At 60.7% G+C, this 15278-nt stretch carries 15 protein-coding genes; 7 read left to right on the top strand and 8 right to left on the bottom strand.

The window, feature by feature from the left end; genetic code table 11:
• Positions 1 to 95 precede the first annotated feature (95 nt).
• Positions 96 to 1607, bottom strand: a complete 1512-nt coding sequence (locus ACUN0G_RS07730; protein WP_167662596.1) for a nucleobase:cation symporter-2 family protein — start codon at positions 1605 to 1607, stop codon at positions 96 to 98.
• A 172-nt stretch (positions 1608 to 1779) separates the two neighbouring features.
• Here ACUN0G_RS07730 and ACUN0G_RS07725 point away from each other — a divergent pair, with 172 nt between their 5' ends.
• The gene (locus ACUN0G_RS07725) at positions 1780 to 2730 is read left to right on the top strand and encodes a LysR family transcriptional regulator (protein WP_445573044.1); all 951 of its coding nucleotides are present in this window, start codon (positions 1780 to 1782) and stop codon (positions 2728 to 2730) included.
• Positions 2731 to 2874: 144 nt separating this feature from the next.
• Complete coding sequence (locus tag ACUN0G_RS07720) at positions 2875 to 3708, top strand: hypothetical protein (RefSeq protein ID WP_023659076.1); 834 nt, start codon at positions 2875 to 2877, stop codon at positions 3706 to 3708.
• On the opposite strand, the gene punC is transcribed toward ACUN0G_RS07720, so the two are convergent.
• Positions 3705 to 4898: a purine nucleoside transporter PunC gene (punC, locus tag ACUN0G_RS07715; protein ID WP_445573043.1), complete on the bottom strand. Its 1194-nt coding sequence runs from the start codon at positions 4896 to 4898 to the stop codon at positions 3705 to 3707. The genes ACUN0G_RS07720 and punC overlap by 4 nt on opposite strands.
• Before the next feature lie 122 nt (positions 4899 to 5020).
• Between punC and punR the strand changes: the two genes are divergently transcribed.
• Positions 5021 to 5947, top strand: a complete 927-nt coding sequence (punR, locus tag ACUN0G_RS07710; RefSeq protein ID WP_445573042.1) for a DNA-binding transcriptional activator PunR — start codon at positions 5021 to 5023, stop codon at positions 5945 to 5947.
• Positions 5948 to 6054: 107 nt separating this feature from the next.
• On the opposite strand, the gene ACUN0G_RS07705 is transcribed toward punR, so the two are convergent.
• Positions 6055 to 7224: an aspartate aminotransferase family protein gene (locus tag ACUN0G_RS07705; RefSeq protein ID WP_445573041.1), complete on the bottom strand. Its 1170-nt coding sequence runs from the start codon at positions 7222 to 7224 to the stop codon at positions 6055 to 6057.
• A gap of 103 nt (positions 7225 to 7327) precedes the next feature.
• On the opposite strand from ACUN0G_RS07705, the gene ACUN0G_RS07700 reads away from it, so the two are divergent.
• Entirely contained in the window at positions 7328 to 8233 is a 906-nt protein-coding gene (locus ACUN0G_RS07700; RefSeq protein WP_421551550.1) for a LysR family transcriptional regulator, read from the top strand.
• On the opposite strand, the gene ACUN0G_RS07695 is transcribed toward ACUN0G_RS07700, so the two are convergent.
• A complete protein-coding gene (locus tag ACUN0G_RS07695; protein ID WP_445573040.1) occupies positions 8230 to 8853 on the bottom strand; it encodes an HAD family hydrolase in 624 nt (207 codons plus the stop codon). The two genes, ACUN0G_RS07700 and ACUN0G_RS07695, sit on opposite strands and share 4 nt — an antisense overlap.
• Positions 8854 to 8953: 100 nt before the next feature.
• A complete protein-coding gene (gene fabV / locus ACUN0G_RS07690; protein ID WP_258344459.1) occupies positions 8954 to 10147 on the bottom strand; it encodes an enoyl-ACP reductase FabV in 1194 nt (397 codons plus the stop codon).
• A gap of 385 nt (positions 10148 to 10532) precedes the next feature.
• Here fabV and ACUN0G_RS07685 point away from each other — a divergent pair, with 385 nt between their 5' ends.
• Both ACUN0G_RS07685 and ppnN read left to right on the top strand, forming a co-directional pair.
• Complete coding sequence (locus tag ACUN0G_RS07685) at positions 10533 to 11357, top strand: aspartyl/asparaginyl beta-hydroxylase domain-containing protein (RefSeq protein WP_445573039.1); 825 nt, start codon at positions 10533 to 10535, stop codon at positions 11355 to 11357.
• A 147-nt stretch (positions 11358 to 11504) separates the two neighbouring features.
• Complete coding sequence (ppnN, locus tag ACUN0G_RS07680; RefSeq protein ID WP_003218868.1) at positions 11505 to 12878, top strand: nucleotide 5'-monophosphate nucleosidase PpnN; 1374 nt, start codon at positions 11505 to 11507, stop codon at positions 12876 to 12878.
• A 1-nt stretch (position 12879) separates the two neighbouring features.
• On the opposite strand, the gene ACUN0G_RS07675 is transcribed toward ppnN, so the two are convergent.
• Positions 12880 to 13272 carry a RidA family protein gene (locus ACUN0G_RS07675; protein WP_258344456.1) on the bottom strand — a complete coding sequence of 131 codons (393 nt, stop codon included), beginning with the start codon at positions 13270 to 13272 and terminating at the stop codon, positions 12880 to 12882.
• A gap of 217 nt (positions 13273 to 13489) precedes the next feature.
• On the opposite strand from ACUN0G_RS07675, the gene ACUN0G_RS07670 reads away from it, so the two are divergent.
• Complete coding sequence (locus tag ACUN0G_RS07670; protein WP_063034030.1) at positions 13490 to 13831, top strand: hypothetical protein; 342 nt, start codon at positions 13490 to 13492, stop codon at positions 13829 to 13831.
• A 15-nt stretch (positions 13832 to 13846) separates the two neighbouring features.
• Here the strand turns inward: ACUN0G_RS07670 and ACUN0G_RS07665 are convergent, their stop codons facing one another.
• On the bottom strand, positions 13847 to 14176 hold the full coding sequence (locus ACUN0G_RS07665; RefSeq protein ID WP_219272469.1) for a YXWGXW repeat-containing protein: 330 nt from the start codon (positions 14174 to 14176) through the stop codon (positions 13847 to 13849).
• Between the two features lie 157 nt (positions 14177 to 14333).
• Positions 14334 to 15233: a DMT family transporter gene (locus ACUN0G_RS07660; RefSeq protein ID WP_445573038.1), complete on the bottom strand. Its 900-nt coding sequence runs from the start codon at positions 15231 to 15233 to the stop codon at positions 14334 to 14336.
• Positions 15234 to 15278: the final 45 nt, after the last annotated feature.

Genomic DNA, 15278 nt, shown 5'->3' with positions numbered 1-15278 from the left:
GAGCCTTGGCGAGGCTGCGTAGCGGTGTGTCAGATACACCGCCAACGCAGCCTCGCCAAGGCTCGACAGCTGCTACGCAAAGATCGTCTGCTTCTTCAGACCTCGCTGGTCTGCGCCCTGCCCTGCACCACCGCTTTCTTCGGCACGTCTGCCAGCAACGGAATCTCCTTGCCCTCAGCATCAAACAACTTGCCGCCGCTGAAGTAATCCCCGTCCCGCAACGCCGCCACATCCTGGAAGCACAGGCTGCGCTCAGTCCCCGCAACAAACACCGACTGCTGATCCGAGTTGCCGGTGGTGAAGTGGTTGAACGCCAGGTTCAACAGGATCGCCATGATCGCCGACGAGCTGATCCCCGAATGGAAAATGGTCGCGAACCAGCTCGGGAAGTGATCGTAGAAGCTCGGTGCCGCAATCGGGATCATGCCAAAACCGATGGAAGTGGCGACGATGATCAGGTTCATGTTGTTGCGGTAATCCACCTTGGACAAGGTCCGAATACCACTGGCAGCCACGGTGCCGAACAGCACGATCCCGGCCCCGCCCAGCACTGAAGTCGGTACCGCCGCAATCACCCGGCCCATAAATGGCAGCAGGCCGAGGATCACCAGGAATATCCCGCCGGTGGCGACCACATAACGACTCTTGACCCCGGTCACCGCCACGAGCCCGACGTTCTGAGCGAACGCGCTCTGGGTGAACGAGCCGAAGATCGGCGCAAACATGCTCGACAGCATATCCGCGCGCAGGCCATTGCCGAGGCGCTTGGAGTCGACCTTGGTGTCGATGATTTCACCCACCGCGAGAATGTCCGCCGAGGTTTCCACCAGGGTCACCATGACCACGATGCACATGGAAATGATCGCCGCCAGATGGAAGGTTGGCATGCCGAAATGGAATGGCGTGGGAAAGCCGAACATCGGGCCCTGGGTCACGCTGGAAAAGTCAGCCATGCCGAGGAACACCGCAATCACCGTACCGATCACCATCGCCAGCAGGATCGACAGCCGCGAGATGGTCGCGCTGCCGATCTTGCTCAGCAGCAACACCAGCACCAGGGTCAGCGCCGCCAGGCCGATGTTCGGCATGCTGCCGAAATCCGCCGCGCGGCTGTTGCCGCCCATGGCCCAGCGGGCGGCGACGGGCATCAGGGTCAGGCCGATGGTGGTGATCACAATCCCGGTGACCAGCGGCGGGAAGAATTTGGTTATTCGCGAGAACACCGGGGTGATCAGCAAGCCGATCAAGGACGCGGCCATCACCGCCCCGAGTATCGCCGGGATGCCGCCCGCACCGTCGCTGCCGACGATCGCCACCATGGTCGCCACCCCGGCAAAGGACACGCCTTGCACCAGCGGCAACTGGCAGCCGAAGAACGGCAAACCCAGGGTTTGCAGGAGCGTGGCCAAGCCGCCGGCAAACAGCGAGGCGGCGATCAGCAGGCCGATATCGGCCGGGGACAACCCGGCCGCCTGGCCGACGATCAACGGTACGGCCACGATGCCGCCGTACATGGTGAGCACATGCTGCAGGCCGTAAGCCATGTTGGCCGCGACGCCGAGATTCTCGTCTTCTGGCCGCTGTGGTGACGCCTTCGGGATAGTCATGGTGAGGGGTTCTCTGTTTTTGTTGTGCACTCACTGTATGCAATAGAAAGATTGGATGTCCATAGAGTTGTATACAATCAGTTTCACAAAGAGACCGTCAACGGTGTTACAAAAATCCATTCAGCCGCCCTGCCCCGTGGCTCGAAGCACTGCGCACAAGGACTTGAAAAAAATGCTCAACCGCAAGCTGCGCATTCACGCCCCGGCGATTTACTACTTCGACATGGTTCGCCGTTGCCATTCGATCCGCGAAGCCGCACGCCGCCTGAATGTGGCGTCTTCGGCGGTGAACCGGCAGATCCTCAAGCTGGAAGACGAAGTGGGCGCGGCGCTGTTCGAGCGCCTCCCCGGCGGGCTGCGCCTGACGGCGGCCGGCGAGATCCTGACCCGTCACGTGAGTGTTCTGTTGCAGGATGTGGAGCGCGTGCGCGGCGAACTGGATGGCTTGAACGGCGTGCAGACCGGCCATGTGGAAATCGCCACGGTGGAAGGCGCCACCGTGGAACTGCTGCCCGCCGCCCTCAAGCGCATGCGTGAGCGCTACCCGAAAGTGACCGTTGGCGTCACGGTGCAAGGTTCGCAGTCGATTCCCGGCGCGGTGGTCAACGGCCAGGCTGACCTGGGGCTGGCCTTTGCCTTACCGCGCAGCAGCGAAACCATCCAGGTGTGTGTCGGCCATTTCCGCCTGGGTGCGCTGATGGCGCCGGGGCATCCATTGGCTGGCGAGGCCAGCGTGAGTTATGCACGTTGTTGCGAGCACGGGGTGATCCAGGCCAAGAGCGAACTCTCGGTTCATCACCTGATCGCGCCGCTGCACAAGCGTGCGGCGGCGGCGAACAAGCCGCTGCTGCAAAGCAACTCCATGGAACTGGCCCGGCAACTGGCGCGCCAGCAACTGGGCATCGCGTTCCAGACGCGCATCGGCGTGGAGGCTGATTTGGCCCGCGGCGAACTCTTGCACATCCCACTCAGCGACCAGGGCGGGATCTTCAGCGACCTCGGCTTATACGCCCGCAAAGACCGGGACTTGCCGATGGCGGTGCAAACCATGGCCCATCTGCTCAGTGAAGAAATCAACTTGCGCGAACATCAGGAAACGCCCTCGGCGCCACGTATTTCCTGATTCTCAGGCCAGCTTCAGTGCTGCCGTTTCGGCATCGGCCCAGGCGAGATTCTGTTCTTTGGAACCCACAACGGATGTGCCGATACTGCGCGCGGCGACCCTTGCGCGGTCGCCATGAGCCAAAACGCCAAAGGAATTAAAACAATGAAAAAGGCACTGCACGGCGCAACCGTATTACTCACCCTGTTCGGCGGCGGGGAGGCTGTCGCGCTGGAATGGATGAACAACAGCGTAGGATTTCGCTACGGGCAACAGTTCACCAATCCGAACAACCCGGATGAATTCAGCAAGCGCATCTACAGCTTCACCCACGCCAGCGGCTACCAGTACGGCAGCAACTACCTGAACCTCGATGTGTTCCTGTCCGACAGCCGCGACCCACGCAAGGGCACCGACCACGGCGGCAGCGAAGTGTATGCCGTGTACCGGCATCAACTGTATGCCTCACGGGTATTCGATGTACCGCTCGGCACCGGGGTGATCAAGGATTACGCGCTGACCTTCGGCTTTGATGCCAACCGCAACAATAACCTGGCCTCGGCGAAAAAACGCGCACTGGTGATTGGCCCGACCTTGAAGTTCAACACCGTCGGCGTGCTGGACCTGAGCCTGATGTACTACAAGGAAAGGAACCATTCCGGCATCCCCGGTGCGAAAGAACCCGACCACACCTTCGACGATACCTACATGCTCAACCTGACCTGGATGCGGCCTTTCGAGATCGGCAACCACGGGGCGAAGTTTCAGGGGTTTATCAATCACGTCGGGGAAAAGGGCGAGGACTTCCATGGCCGCGATACGGCGCCGGAAACCCTGATGCGCACCGCGCTGATGGTGGCGGTGCGCCCGGGAAAGAGCGTCAAGCCGAACCTGTATCTGGGGGTGGGTTACGAGTATTGGCATAACAAGTTCGGCGTGGACGGCGGCCGGGGCAGCCGCACATCAACGCCGACGGTGAACATGGAAGTGACGTTCTAGCGGGCGCGCACCAGGTCGGCATCCGCATCGTCAACCTTCGGCCGCGCCAGCCAGTAGCCCAACACGGCCAATGGCGCGGTCGCCAGCATCACGATCGCGGTGATCAACAGCGGCTGGTCGATCATCGACGATACGATCAGGCTCCCGAGAAAGCACAGGCCCAACTGCAAGGTGTTCTGCAAGGCGGCCGCTTTGCCGGAATTTTCTGCGAACGGCATCAGCGCATTCGCCACCACGATCGGATAGCTGGCGCCATTGACCAGCGCCATCAGGCAGAACGGAATCAGCAAGGTGGCGAGCGTCGGCACAGTCAAGGTCGCGACCAGGTACAACGCGACCATGCTGACGCAGTACGCCAGCAGCAACCACGGCAACAAGGTCTTGCCCTGGAACCGCTGCAACGCGCTGCGGCAACTGTAGCCACCAATCAGGAACGACAGCGTCGGCAGCACGTAGCTCAAGCCGATGTCATTGGGGCTGTAGCCCATGCCGCCGAGGATGAACGGCGAGGCGGTGAGCCAGGCGAAGAAGCTGGCCGAGCACGCGGCGAAGATCATCACATTGCCGGTGAACACCCGCGACTTGAGCAGTTGCCCATAGCCGAGCCGGGAAGGTTCGGCGTCGGTTGTCAGGCGTTTCGGCAGCGGCCGGAGAAACAACGTAGGCAGCAGCAGGAGCAGCGAGACCACCAACAACACACCGAAGATCGCCTGCCAGCCCCAGTGATTCAACATCAGCGCTCCCAGCAATGGCGCGAGGGCCGGCGACAGTGACATCAGCGGCATGATGCCGGCGAACACCCGATGGGCCTTGTCCGCCGGGTAGCGGTCGATCACCAGCGCCTGCCAACTGACAGCGGCGGAACACACGCCAATCGCCTGGACAAAACGCAAGGCCAACAGTTGCGGCGCGGTCTCGACCCAGAACATGCCCAGGCAACCGAGCACAAACAGGGAAAGACCGGTGAGCAGGACCGGCTTGCGCCCGAGCCGATCGGACAGCGGCCCCCACAGCAACTGCCCTACGGCAAAGCCGGCGAGGAAAATACTCAGGCTTGCGCCCACCGCGCCGGGGGAAATCTGCAGTTGCTCGCCCATGGCGCCAAACGCCGGCAAGTACATATCCATGGCCAGATAGCCGAGCATGCTCAGCCCCGCCAGGTACCAGGTGAATCCAAAAGAATTTTTCATTGAAGCCTTGTATAAACTGCCATCAAACTATTTGCTGACTGGCGCCTATTATGAAGCTGAGCATTTCCCTGTGAAGCGATAATAATTGAACACTCTTATCAATATTTTTGAAGGCAAATCCCATGTGGTCTGAATATTCCCTGGATGTGGTGGATGCGGTGGCCCGCCACGGCAGCTTCAGCGCCGCCGTCCAGGAACTGCACCGCGTGCCGTCGGCCATCAGCTACACGGTGCGGCAAATCGAAGAATGGCTGGCGGTGCCGCTGTTTGTCCGACGTCATCGGGACGTGGAGCTGACACCCGCCGGTAAATTGTTCGTCGACGAGACCCGGGGCGTCATGAAAAAAATGCTCGGCACCCGTCGACTGTGCCAGCAAGTGGCCAATGGCTGGAGTGGCCAGTTGAAGGTCGCGGTGGACTCCATCGTCAAACAGCAGCGCTGTCGGCAACTGGTGCTGGATTTCTATCGCCAGTTCCCGGAGGTGGAATTGCTGATGGAATACGAGGTGTACAACGGCGTGTGGGATGCCCTGGCCGACGACCGCACAGACATCGTGATCGGCGCCACCAGCGCGGTGCCGGTGGCCAGTCAATTCACGTTTCGCGACATGGGCCTGCTGAACTGGCTGTGCGTGGTCAGCAGCCGGCATCCGCTGGCGTCCATAGAGGGCCTGCTCAGCGATGACCAGTTACGGCCCTTCGCCTCCCTGTGCATGACCGACACCTCACGCAACCTGCCCAAGCGCGACACCTGGACCCTGGATAACCAGCGCCGGTTGGTGGTGCCGCACTGGGCTTCGGCGATTGATTGCCTGCGGGACGGCCTGTGCGTCGGCATGGCGCCGGCGCACCTGGTGCAGCCATGGATCGACCGCGGCGAACTGAGCGCCCTGCAACTGTCCCGGCCCTTCCCCGCCAGCCCGTCGTGCGTGGCGTGGGCGCAGAACAAACTGTCGCCGGCCATGGCGTGGTTGCTGGATTACCTGGGGGACACCGAGACCCTCAACCAGGAATGGCTGAACGGCCCCGTAGCAGCTGTCGAGCACTAGCGAGGCTGCGTCGGCAGCACCACCGTCTTCGAGGTTGATCCGAGACCGAGGTGGGGCCGACGCAGCCTCGCTGGGGCTCGACAGCTGCTACGGGGGGGCGGGGAGATCTAGTCCAGGAGCCGGGAAAGTGCGCGCACGATCATTTCCACTTCCTTGGCATCGAGGGTCAGCGGCGGCAGCAGGCGAATGATCTTGCCCCGCGTGACGTTGATCAGCAGGCCGTGCTCTTGCGCCGCGCGCTGGGCCAAGTCGCGGTGAGGCGCTGCCAGTTCGATGCCGATCATCAGCCCTTGCCCGCGAATCGCCAGCACCCGGGGATGCTCACTCAATTCCACCCGCAGGCGCGCCAGCAGCCGCTCGCCCTGTTGCGCCGCGTTGTCCAGCAGGCCTTGTTCTTCGATAATTTCCAGCACTGTACAACCCACGCGGCAGGCCAGCGGGTTGCCGCCAAAGGTGCTGCCGTGGCTGCCGGGGGTGAACAACTGGGCAACGGAGGCCCGGGCCAGGCACGCGCCAATCGGCACGCCGTTGCCCAGGCCTTTGGCCAAAGTCATCACGTCCGGCACGATGCCTTCATGCTGGAAGGCAAACCAGCGACCGGTGCGGCCAATCCCCGTCTGGATCTCATCAAGCATCAACAACCAGCCCTGCCGGGTGCAGTGCTCGCGCAAGGCTTTCAGATAACCCGACGGCGCGACTTGCACGCCGCTTTCACCCTGGATCGGCTCCAGTAGCACCGCGACAATCCGCGCACCAAACTTCTGGGTCACGGCTTCCAGCGCTTTCAAGTCTCCGAAGCCGACCTTGATAAAATCCCCTGGCAATTGTTGAAACCCGAGCCGCACGGAAGGCCCGTCACTGGCGGACATGGTACCCAGGGTGCGCCCGTGAAAGGCATTCTCCATCACCACCACCAGCGGCTGTTCGATGCCCTTTTTCCAACCATGCAACCGGGCCAGCTTCAGTGCCGTCTCGTTGGCTTCGGCACCGGAGTTGTTGAAGAACGCCTGGTCCAGCCCGGAAAGTTGGGTCAGTCGTTGGGCCAGCCGCTGCTGCCAGTCGATGCTGTAGAGGTTGGAGGTGTGCAGCAGCAAGCCGGCCTGTTCACTGATGGCCGTTACCAGGCGCGGGTGGGAGTGACCGACATTGGTCACCGCCACACCCGCCACGGCGTCCAGGTATTCGCGACCCTGCTGGTCCCACAGGCGCGTGCCAAGGCCACGGGTAAAGCTCAGGGGCAACGGTTGATAAGTGGTCATCAGGCAGGCGGCGGTCATGGCATCAGGCTCCAGTGCATCGTAGTGATGGCGCCAGTATCGTTAGCCACCCGAGCTGGATAAACTGCGCAACACTGCGATCACTTTAAATCAGGGCTTGATAATGGATCTGTTCCAGGCGATGACGGTGTACGTGAAAGTGGTGGAAGCCGGCAGCATGACGGCGGCGGCGCAGGCGTGCGGCATGTCCACCACCATGGTCGGCAATCACCTGCGCGCGCTGGAACAACGCCTGGGCGTCAGCCTGCTCAAGCGCACCACGCGCAAACAAAGCCTGACCGAGTTTGGCGGGATTTATTACCAGCGTTGCCTGGAGGTGCTGGGCCTGGTGGCCGACTCCGAGCAGATGGCGGAACAAGCCAATAGCGATGTGCCCAAGGGCCTGCTGCGGATCACCGCACCACCGGCTTTTGGCACCGAGCGCCTGGCACCCGCACTCAGCGAATTTTCCCAGCGCTATCCACAGATCAAACTGTACGTGGTGCTGAGCAACCAGCGGATGGACATGGTCGACAGCGGCTTCGACGTGGCCATCCGCTTGGGCGACCTGGACGCTCCAAGCCTGATTGCGCGCCCCATGCAGGATTACACCATCACCCTCTGCGCCTCTGCGGAGTACCTGGCGCGCCGTGGCACACCTCAACGCCCCGATGATCTGCAGCACCATGACTGCCTGGCGTTCGCCTACCCGGCGACCGACGATTGGCGCGACGCCGACAAGTTGTGGCGAATGCGCGGTGCAGAGGGCGAAGTGGAAATTCCGGTTTCCGGCTCATTGACCATCAACAGTTCGCAGGCCTTGCGCCAGGCTGCCCTGGAAGGCATGGGCATCGTGATGTTGCCTGACGCCCTGGTCGAGCCCGACCTGCGGGCCGGGAAACTGGTGGCATTACTGACGGACTACCAACTGCCCAGCCGGCCAATGCACGTGCTCTACGCCCAGGACCGCTATCGCCTGCCCAAGCTGCGGGCCTTTGTGGATTTCGTCATGGAGAAGTGGGCGCGCTAGAGGCTCACCCCCAGTTCGATCAAGCGCTCACGGGTCTGCGCGGCAGATACGTGGTGAATTCCCTGCCAACCAAGCGCAGTGGCCGCCTCGATATTGCCGGCTACGTCGTCAATAAACACCACTTCACCCGGCTGGATATCCGGCAGATGGGCACGCACCTGAGCCAGGCTGGCGTGGTAGATCGCGGGATCGGGCTTGATCAGTTTGATTTCGCCGGACACCACGATGTCGCGAAAATACTGCAGGAACGGGTAGTTGGCCCGGGCATAGGGAAAGGTTTCGGCGGACCAGTTGGTGAGGCCGAACAGCGGCATCTTCGCCTCATGCAAGGCTTCGAGGATCGCCACACCCTCCGGCAATGCGCCCCGCAGCATCTCGTGCCAGCGGTCGTAATACGCCTGGATCAAGGGTTCGTGCTGCGGATGCTCGGTAATCAGCGTGCGGGTCGCCTCGGCCAGGCTGCGCCCGGCGTCCTGCTCGGTGTTCCAGGCCTGGGTGCAGACCGTGTCCAGGAACTGCTGCCGCTCATGGTCGTCGGCAATCAGCTGGCGGTAGAGATGATGCGGGTTCCAGTCGAACAGGACACCGCCGAAATCAAAAACGACTGCACGAATCGTCATGAAGATCCTCCGTTAGCGTAGGTGTGATAACGGCCGCAGTCTGGCATGACGCGCATAAAAAAGCGGCCCCTGGAGGCCGCTTTCTCATTACCCGAAGCGCTTAAGCCTGAACCAGGCCCTTGATCTTCACGGTCGGATTGACGTCAGCGTCGTAGTCCACGCCGTCGATCTCGAAACCGAACAGGCGCAGGAACTCCGCCTTGTAGCCGGCAAAATCGCTGATCTCGTTGACGTTGTCATCGGAGACCTGATTCCACAGGGCCGCTACCGCGTCCTGAACCTTCGGCTCAAGTTCCGCGAGGTCGGCACGCAGGCGGCCATCGGCGTCGAGCTTGGGCTCTTTGCCATACAGGCTGTCCTTGAACAGGCCGTAGACCTGCTCGATGCACCCTTCGTGGGTGCCCTGCTCTTTCATCACTTTAAACAGCAGCGACAGGTACAGCGGCATGATCGGAATCGCCGAACTGGCCTGGGTCACCACGGCCTTGAGTACCGACACGCGGGCGTCGCCCTTCAGTGCAGCCAGGTTTTCGCGCAGGGTCAGGACTTTCTTGTCGAGGTCCTTCTTGGCTTCGCCGATGGAACCGTTCCAGTAGATATCCTGGGTCAGCTTCTCGCCGAGGTAGGTGAACGCGGTGGTCTTGGCGCCTTCGGCCAACACGTCGGCGTCACGCAGGGCGTCGATCCACAGCTGCCAGTCTTCGCCGCCCATGACCTTCACGGTGCCGTCGATTTCTTCCTGGGTAGCCGGCTCAAGGGTGGTGTCGACCACGATGCCCTTGTCGGTGTTGATGCCGCGCAGGGTCACGGCCTTGCCGATCGGTTTCAGGGTGGAGTTGTGCACCACGCCTTGCGGGTCGGTACGGCGTGGCGCAGCCAGGCTGTAGACCACCAGGTCGATCTTGCCCAGGTCTTTCTTGATGGTTTCGATGGTCAGGCGCTTGATCTCGTCGGAGAACGCATCGCCGTTGATGCTCTTGGCATACAGGCCTTTTTCCAGCGCAAACTTCTCGAAGGCGGCGCTGTTGTACCAGCCGGCAGAGCTGAGCTTGCCTTCTTCGCCTTCTTTCTCAAAAAACACGCCCAGGGTGTCGGCGCCGCAGCCAAAGGCAGCGCTGATGCGCGCGGCCAGGCCGTAGCCGGTGGAAGCCCCGAGGACCAGCACCTTTTTCGGGCCGCCTTCAATGGCACCGTGTTCGGTCACGTAGTCGATCTGCTCTTTGACATTCGCTTCACAGCCAACCGGGTGAGCGGTCACACAGATAAAGCCACGAACCCGCGGTTTGATGATCATAAAATTTCTGCCTCTTCCAAGGTGCCGAAGGCCAATGGTGGCCATTACAGCGTCAATCGTACCGGTCTATGACGCCCGGAAAACCGAAGCGTCACGATAGTCGCAAATCTTCTGTTCACAAAATGCTATCCGCAACACCGCCGACCTGGCCATCCGCCGAGGTATTTTAGGGGAACAACGGTAAAAATCTGTGCAGCGACTTCACAAATTTCCAGCATTTAAAACGCCACGTGAGGGCGATAACACCCTATCATGACCATATTATTTCGATATGTTTCAGCCTGGGCATGATGCCCCACGGGTTGACTGATTCCTTTGCCTGGCCTGCCAGTCAATCGCGGACGGTTTTGAAGCAATCGAAAACCGCCCGATGGAGCCCGGTTTCATGAGTAAGAGCGTCATCCGCAAACGCCTGGTATCCGCCGCTTGGGTCCTTGGCGTATTGCTGTTCATTTATTGCTTCCCGAAGACCACTCTGGTTTTTCTGCTGCTGGTGGTTTTCTGTGGGCTGTATGACTTCCTGCGCAATGGCCTGTACGACGGTGAGACCATCAAGAAGTATTTCATCGGCAACGGGCGCAATACCTGGCTGCTGGCACCGTTCAACACGCTGTTCGATTTGTTGAGCCAGCGTAATCGCCACGTTTATAAAATGAACGACCTGCCGCCGGCCTGGCGCGAAGACCTGCAAAAGGTGATCGACGACGCCATGGCCAACAAGGACGAGATCATCCAGTACCTGGATGAGCGCATGGCCGAGAAAAAACGCGGCATGCTGTTTTTCCAATGGTACGGCCGTCCGATCGAGACCACCCTGGATATCCCGCAACTGCGGGAAAAACTGCCCTACGTGAAAACCATCGGCGTGTCGGTGTTCAACGAAAACCGTTCAACCTCGTTTCACTTCGGCCCGCTGCGCATGATGTTCCGCGTGCTCTACAACATGGCACCGGCGCCCCATCACGACGGCGTGTACATCCAGGTCGGCAAGCACAAGCACTACTGGCACGATGACCCGCTGTTTATCTTCGACGACACGCTGATGCACGCTTCCTTCAACAAGAACGATGCCAAGCGCTACTGCCTGTTCATCGATATCGTGCGGCCAACCCTGATACCGTCCTTGCTTAACGGCCTGATCGCGGCTTTTGCCGGAGCCGTCTTTACCTTGCGGCGGTTTTTCTACAAAAACTGGAAGCTGATTCAGTAACTTCTGCGGCATGATGGTGCGCGACGGTGTTTGCGCTCGGCTCCAGTGCCGGGGAAAATGCCAGTCCAATGCGACCGAACACGGCGCGCACTATCCTCAAGCCACTGGCCATGCATGGTCCGGTGGCCGTGCTTTCAGGGAATCAGAATGCCCCAAAGACAAGTCATCAATGCCTCCGTAAGCCCTAAAGGCAGCCTTGAAACGCTGTCGCAACGTGAAGTCCAGCAACTGAGCGAAGCCGGTACCGGCAGCATCTATACCCTCTTCCGTCAATGCGCCCTGGCCATCCTCAACACCGGCGCGCACATCGACAACGCCAAGACCATCCTCGACGCTTATAAAGACTTCGAAGTGCGCATCCACCAGCAGGACCGCGGCGTGCGCCTGGAACTGCTGAACGCTCCGGCCGACGCTTTCGTCGATGGCGAAATGATCGCCAGTACCCGGGAAATGCTGTTCAGCGCCCTGCGCGACATCGTCTACACCGAAAACGAATTGGACAGCCAGCGCATCGACCTGAGCAGCTCCCAGGGCATCACCGACTACGTGTTCCACCTGCTGCGCAACGCCCGTACCCTGCGCCCGGGCGTCGAGCCGAAGATCGTGGTGTGCTGGGGCGGGCACTCGATCAATACCGAAGAATACAAATACACCAAGAAGGTCGGCCACGAGCTGGGCCTGCGCAGCCTCGACGTGTGCACCGGCTGCGGCCCCGGCGTGATGAAAGGCCCGATGAAGGGCGCGACCATTTCCCACGCCAAGCAACGCATTACCGGCGGGCGCTACCTGGGCCTGACCGAGCCCGGGATCATCGCCGCCGAGGCGCCGAACCCGATCGTGAATGAGCTGGTGATTTTGCCGGACATCGAAAAGCGCCTGGAAGCCTTCGTGCGCGTCGGCCACGGCATCATCATCTTCCCGGGGGGCGCCGGCACTGCCGAAGAGTTCCTGTACCTGCTGGGCATCCTGATGCACCCGGACAACCGCGATGTGCCGTTCCCGGTGATCCTTACCGGGCCGAAACACGCCGCGCCGTACCTGCAACAGCTGCACGCGTTTGTCGGCGCAACCCTCGGCGAAGCGGCACAAGCCCACTACCAGATCATCATCGACGACCCGGCTGAAGTGGCACGGCAGATGACCGTCGGCTTGAAAGCGGTCAAACAGTTCCGCCGCGAGCGCAACGACGCGTTCCACTTCAACTGGCTGCTGAAGATCGACGAAGGCTTCCAGCGCCCGTTCGACCCGACCCACGCCAACATGGCCAGCCTGCAACTGAGCCACGCCCTGCCGCCCCACGAACTGGCGGCCAACCTGCGCCGGGCGTTCTCCGGGATCGTGGCGGGCAACGTCAAGGACAAGGGCATCCGCCTGATCGAGCAGAACGGGCCGTATGAGATTCATGGCGACCCGGCAATCATGAAGCCGCTGGACGAGTTGCTGAAGGCGTTTGTGGAACAGCACCGGATGAAACTGCCGGGCGGTGCGGCGTATGTACCGTGCTACCGCGTGGTGCAGTGAGTCAGCGCTGAACCGCTACGCACTTGATCTCCAGCAGCAAGCCTGGATTGGCCAGTTCTGATACGCCAATGACCGTCCAGGCGCACAACCCTCGCGGGAACAGGCGGTTTTTCACTTCACGGAAAACCGCCATGTGTTCGCTCAGGTTCACGTGGTAGGTGGTCATGTCGACCACGTCTTCGAAGGTACACCCGCCCTCCTCCAATACCAGCCGCAGGCTCTCCCAGGCTGCGATGAACTGCGCCTCGGGATCGGTGATGACTTCCAGGTTTTCCGTGCGGCCGACCTGCCCTGCGCAGTACAGGGTCTTGCCGACTTTTACGGCCGGGACGTAGCCGGCGCGTTCGACGATGGGGTGCATGGAGGCGGGGATGATGAGGTGGCGGTCGGTCATATGTTGTATCTCTTTGAGCAGCAGTATTCGATGCCGGGAAGAAAGCGGTTGGGCTATCTTTTTACTGCCTGGCGCTACTCAGTGCATCCAAAAGTTTGCCCAAGGCACCTGGTCAATGAACAACAAACCTATGGCCTATCCACGTCATATGCATGACGACTGACCCAAATCTGGAAGAACCAACGTGCGCAAACTTCCGCTACTTTTCCTGACGCTGATGCCCTCCCTCGCCCTCGCCGAAGCTATCACCTGGCCCGACCTGCCCGACACCTGCTTCGTCAGCGGCCGATCCGCTACCAGCCAGGATGTGGACACCGGTTGTGCGGCGTTTCTGATCAATGTGAAGGGCAAGGCGGCAGGCACGCCGATCAAGCTGGATATCCCGCAGTACGCCATGCATGTCGACGAAGGCACCGGCAAGGAAACACCAGTGATCCTCATCCAGGCGGAAGAGAATGGCGATGTTAAAGCTGTAGGTTACAAGGAGCTTGGCACCGGCCAGTTGGGCGCGGCGCTGCTCAGGGAAGTTCGGCTTCTGGGTACGAAGAAGCCGATTTAAGCCATTGGAAATCGGTCAGCGAACCCAACCGCCGCCTTGCCAGTGATAGCCGTCATTGCGCTGTACCCAGTGCGGATGCACATAGCGATAGCCCGGGCGCTCCGGCTCCCAGTGACCATGCACCGCCACATAGCGCCCACCTTCCCAACGCCAGTAGCCACGCGACCACACATAACCTGGCCGCCCTTCGGGCTCAACCTCAATGACCTGCACCGGCGGCGGTTGCGGCGCGACGACTTCTACATATTCACGCTGCACCGGTCGTCGATCATGCACGACCCGCTCCTCTACACACCCGGAAGCCGCGACGACCAGAGCCGCCAATGCCGCATAACGTAACAACATACAGAATCCTCGGGCGTCACCGCCCAGCGTTTACACCAGAAAAAATGCCCCCTTGTTCCAGCCGCGCTCCTGCTTGGCTATAAGACTTTTTAACAGGTGCAAACTGTCAGCTTGCTGAACCCACGGGCGGACGGCAGGTAAAGAAAAACTGACCTTTTCAGGATGTACACGCTGCGACCGGTTGCTTCAAACGCACCAAAATCAGCCCCGCCACCACCACCGCGATTCCTACATACGTCGATGCATAAATCACATCGCCAAACATCAGTGCAGCCCACACCAGTGTCACCGGTGGTTCCAGGTACACCAATGCCGCCACATGGGTGGCGGTCATGACCCGCAGCAACATCCACAAACTCAGGTACGCCACAAAGGTTGAAAACACCGTCAGCCAAATGATGGAAACCCACACACCGGGAGCCCGGGGAATGCTCAGCGTGTCTGTGTACAGCACTGCCGCCGCAAATCCGATCAAGGTCAGCAATGACTGAATAAACAGCGCCAGGCTGAGGTTACCGGACTCAATCTGAGCCGACCGGCGTTCGTACAGCGTGGCCACGGTCAGACCGAGCGCCGACACCAGGGGCAGTAAATACATGACCAACCCGACTTCGACCCCGCTGTTGCGGTACTGACCCGCGATCACAATCGACACGCCGGTAAAACCGATCATCAACCCCAGCCATTGCCAGCCACCACTGCGCTCGGCCACGCTGCCCGATGACAGCGCTGCCGTCATCAACGGCTGCAATGCCGCGATGATCGCCGCTATCCCCGGCGGCAAGCCGTTCTGGATCGCCACGTAGACACAGGTCAAATACAGAAACTGCGAGAGGAAACCAATCACCACGTGATGGCGGACCTGCGCCCAGGAAATTTTCAGCAGCCGCACGTTCAAAAACAGCGCCAGGCACAACGACACCAGTAAAAAACGCCAGAACAGCACATTGAAAATGCCGTCACTCTGGGTTGCCAACTTCGCGCCGATAAAGCCCGAACTCCAAGACAGCACGAACACCATCTGTAACAGCAGCAGCCCTAAGGTCGATCGTTTCATTGAGCCTCCGGTTCGCTTGATTGACCGAAAGGCTAAGTGCCGCGC

This window comes from Pseudomonas sp. 32A, assembly GCF_052682255.1.
Note: the sequence above shows the minus strand (reverse complement) of the source record. Positions and strands in the feature narration are given on the sequence as shown.

What these genes read in the sequence shown, in the direction of transcription:
- ACUN0G_RS07685 (WP_445573039.1), top strand. Translation starts at nt 10,533, where the DNA reads ATGAGTAAGAGCGTCATCCGCAAACGCCTGGTATCCGCCGCTTGGGTC.
- ACUN0G_RS07730 (WP_167662596.1), bottom strand. Translation starts at nt 1,607, where the DNA reads ATGACTATCCCGAAGGCGTCACCACAGCGGCCAGAAGACGAGAATCTC.
- ppnN (WP_003218868.1), top strand. Translation starts at nt 11,505, where the DNA reads ATGCCCCAAAGACAAGTCATCAATGCCTCCGTAAGCCCTAAAGGCAGC.
- ACUN0G_RS07720 (WP_023659076.1), top strand. Translation starts at nt 2,875, where the DNA reads ATGAAAAAGGCACTGCACGGCGCAACCGTATTACTCACCCTGTTCGGC.
- ACUN0G_RS07660 (WP_445573038.1), bottom strand. Translation starts at nt 15,233, where the DNA reads ATGAAACGATCGACCTTAGGGCTGCTGCTGTTACAGATGGTGTTCGTG.
- fabV (WP_258344459.1), bottom strand. Translation starts at nt 10,147, where the DNA reads ATGATCATCAAACCGCGGGTTCGTGGCTTTATCTGTGTGACCGCTCAC.
- ACUN0G_RS07725 (WP_445573044.1), top strand. Translation starts at nt 1,780, where the DNA reads ATGCTCAACCGCAAGCTGCGCATTCACGCCCCGGCGATTTACTACTTC.
- ACUN0G_RS07675 (WP_258344456.1), bottom strand. Translation starts at nt 13,272, where the DNA reads ATGACCGACCGCCACCTCATCATCCCCGCCTCCATGCACCCCATCGTC.
- ACUN0G_RS07670 (WP_063034030.1), top strand. Translation starts at nt 13,490, where the DNA reads ATGCCCTCCCTCGCCCTCGCCGAAGCTATCACCTGGCCCGACCTGCCC.
- punR (WP_445573042.1), top strand. Translation starts at nt 5,021, where the DNA reads ATGTGGTCTGAATATTCCCTGGATGTGGTGGATGCGGTGGCCCGCCAC.
- ACUN0G_RS07700 (WP_421551550.1), top strand. Translation starts at nt 7,328, where the DNA reads ATGGATCTGTTCCAGGCGATGACGGTGTACGTGAAAGTGGTGGAAGCC.
- ACUN0G_RS07695 (WP_445573040.1), bottom strand. Translation starts at nt 8,853, where the DNA reads ATGACGATTCGTGCAGTCGTTTTTGATTTCGGCGGTGTCCTGTTCGAC.
- ACUN0G_RS07705 (WP_445573041.1), bottom strand. Translation starts at nt 7,224, where the DNA reads ATGACCGCCGCCTGCCTGATGACCACTTATCAACCGTTGCCCCTGAGC.
- punC (WP_445573043.1), bottom strand. Translation starts at nt 4,898, where the DNA reads ATGAAAAATTCTTTTGGATTCACCTGGTACCTGGCGGGGCTGAGCATG.
- ACUN0G_RS07665 (WP_219272469.1), bottom strand. Translation starts at nt 14,176, where the DNA reads ATGTTGTTACGTTATGCGGCATTGGCGGCTCTGGTCGTCGCGGCTTCC.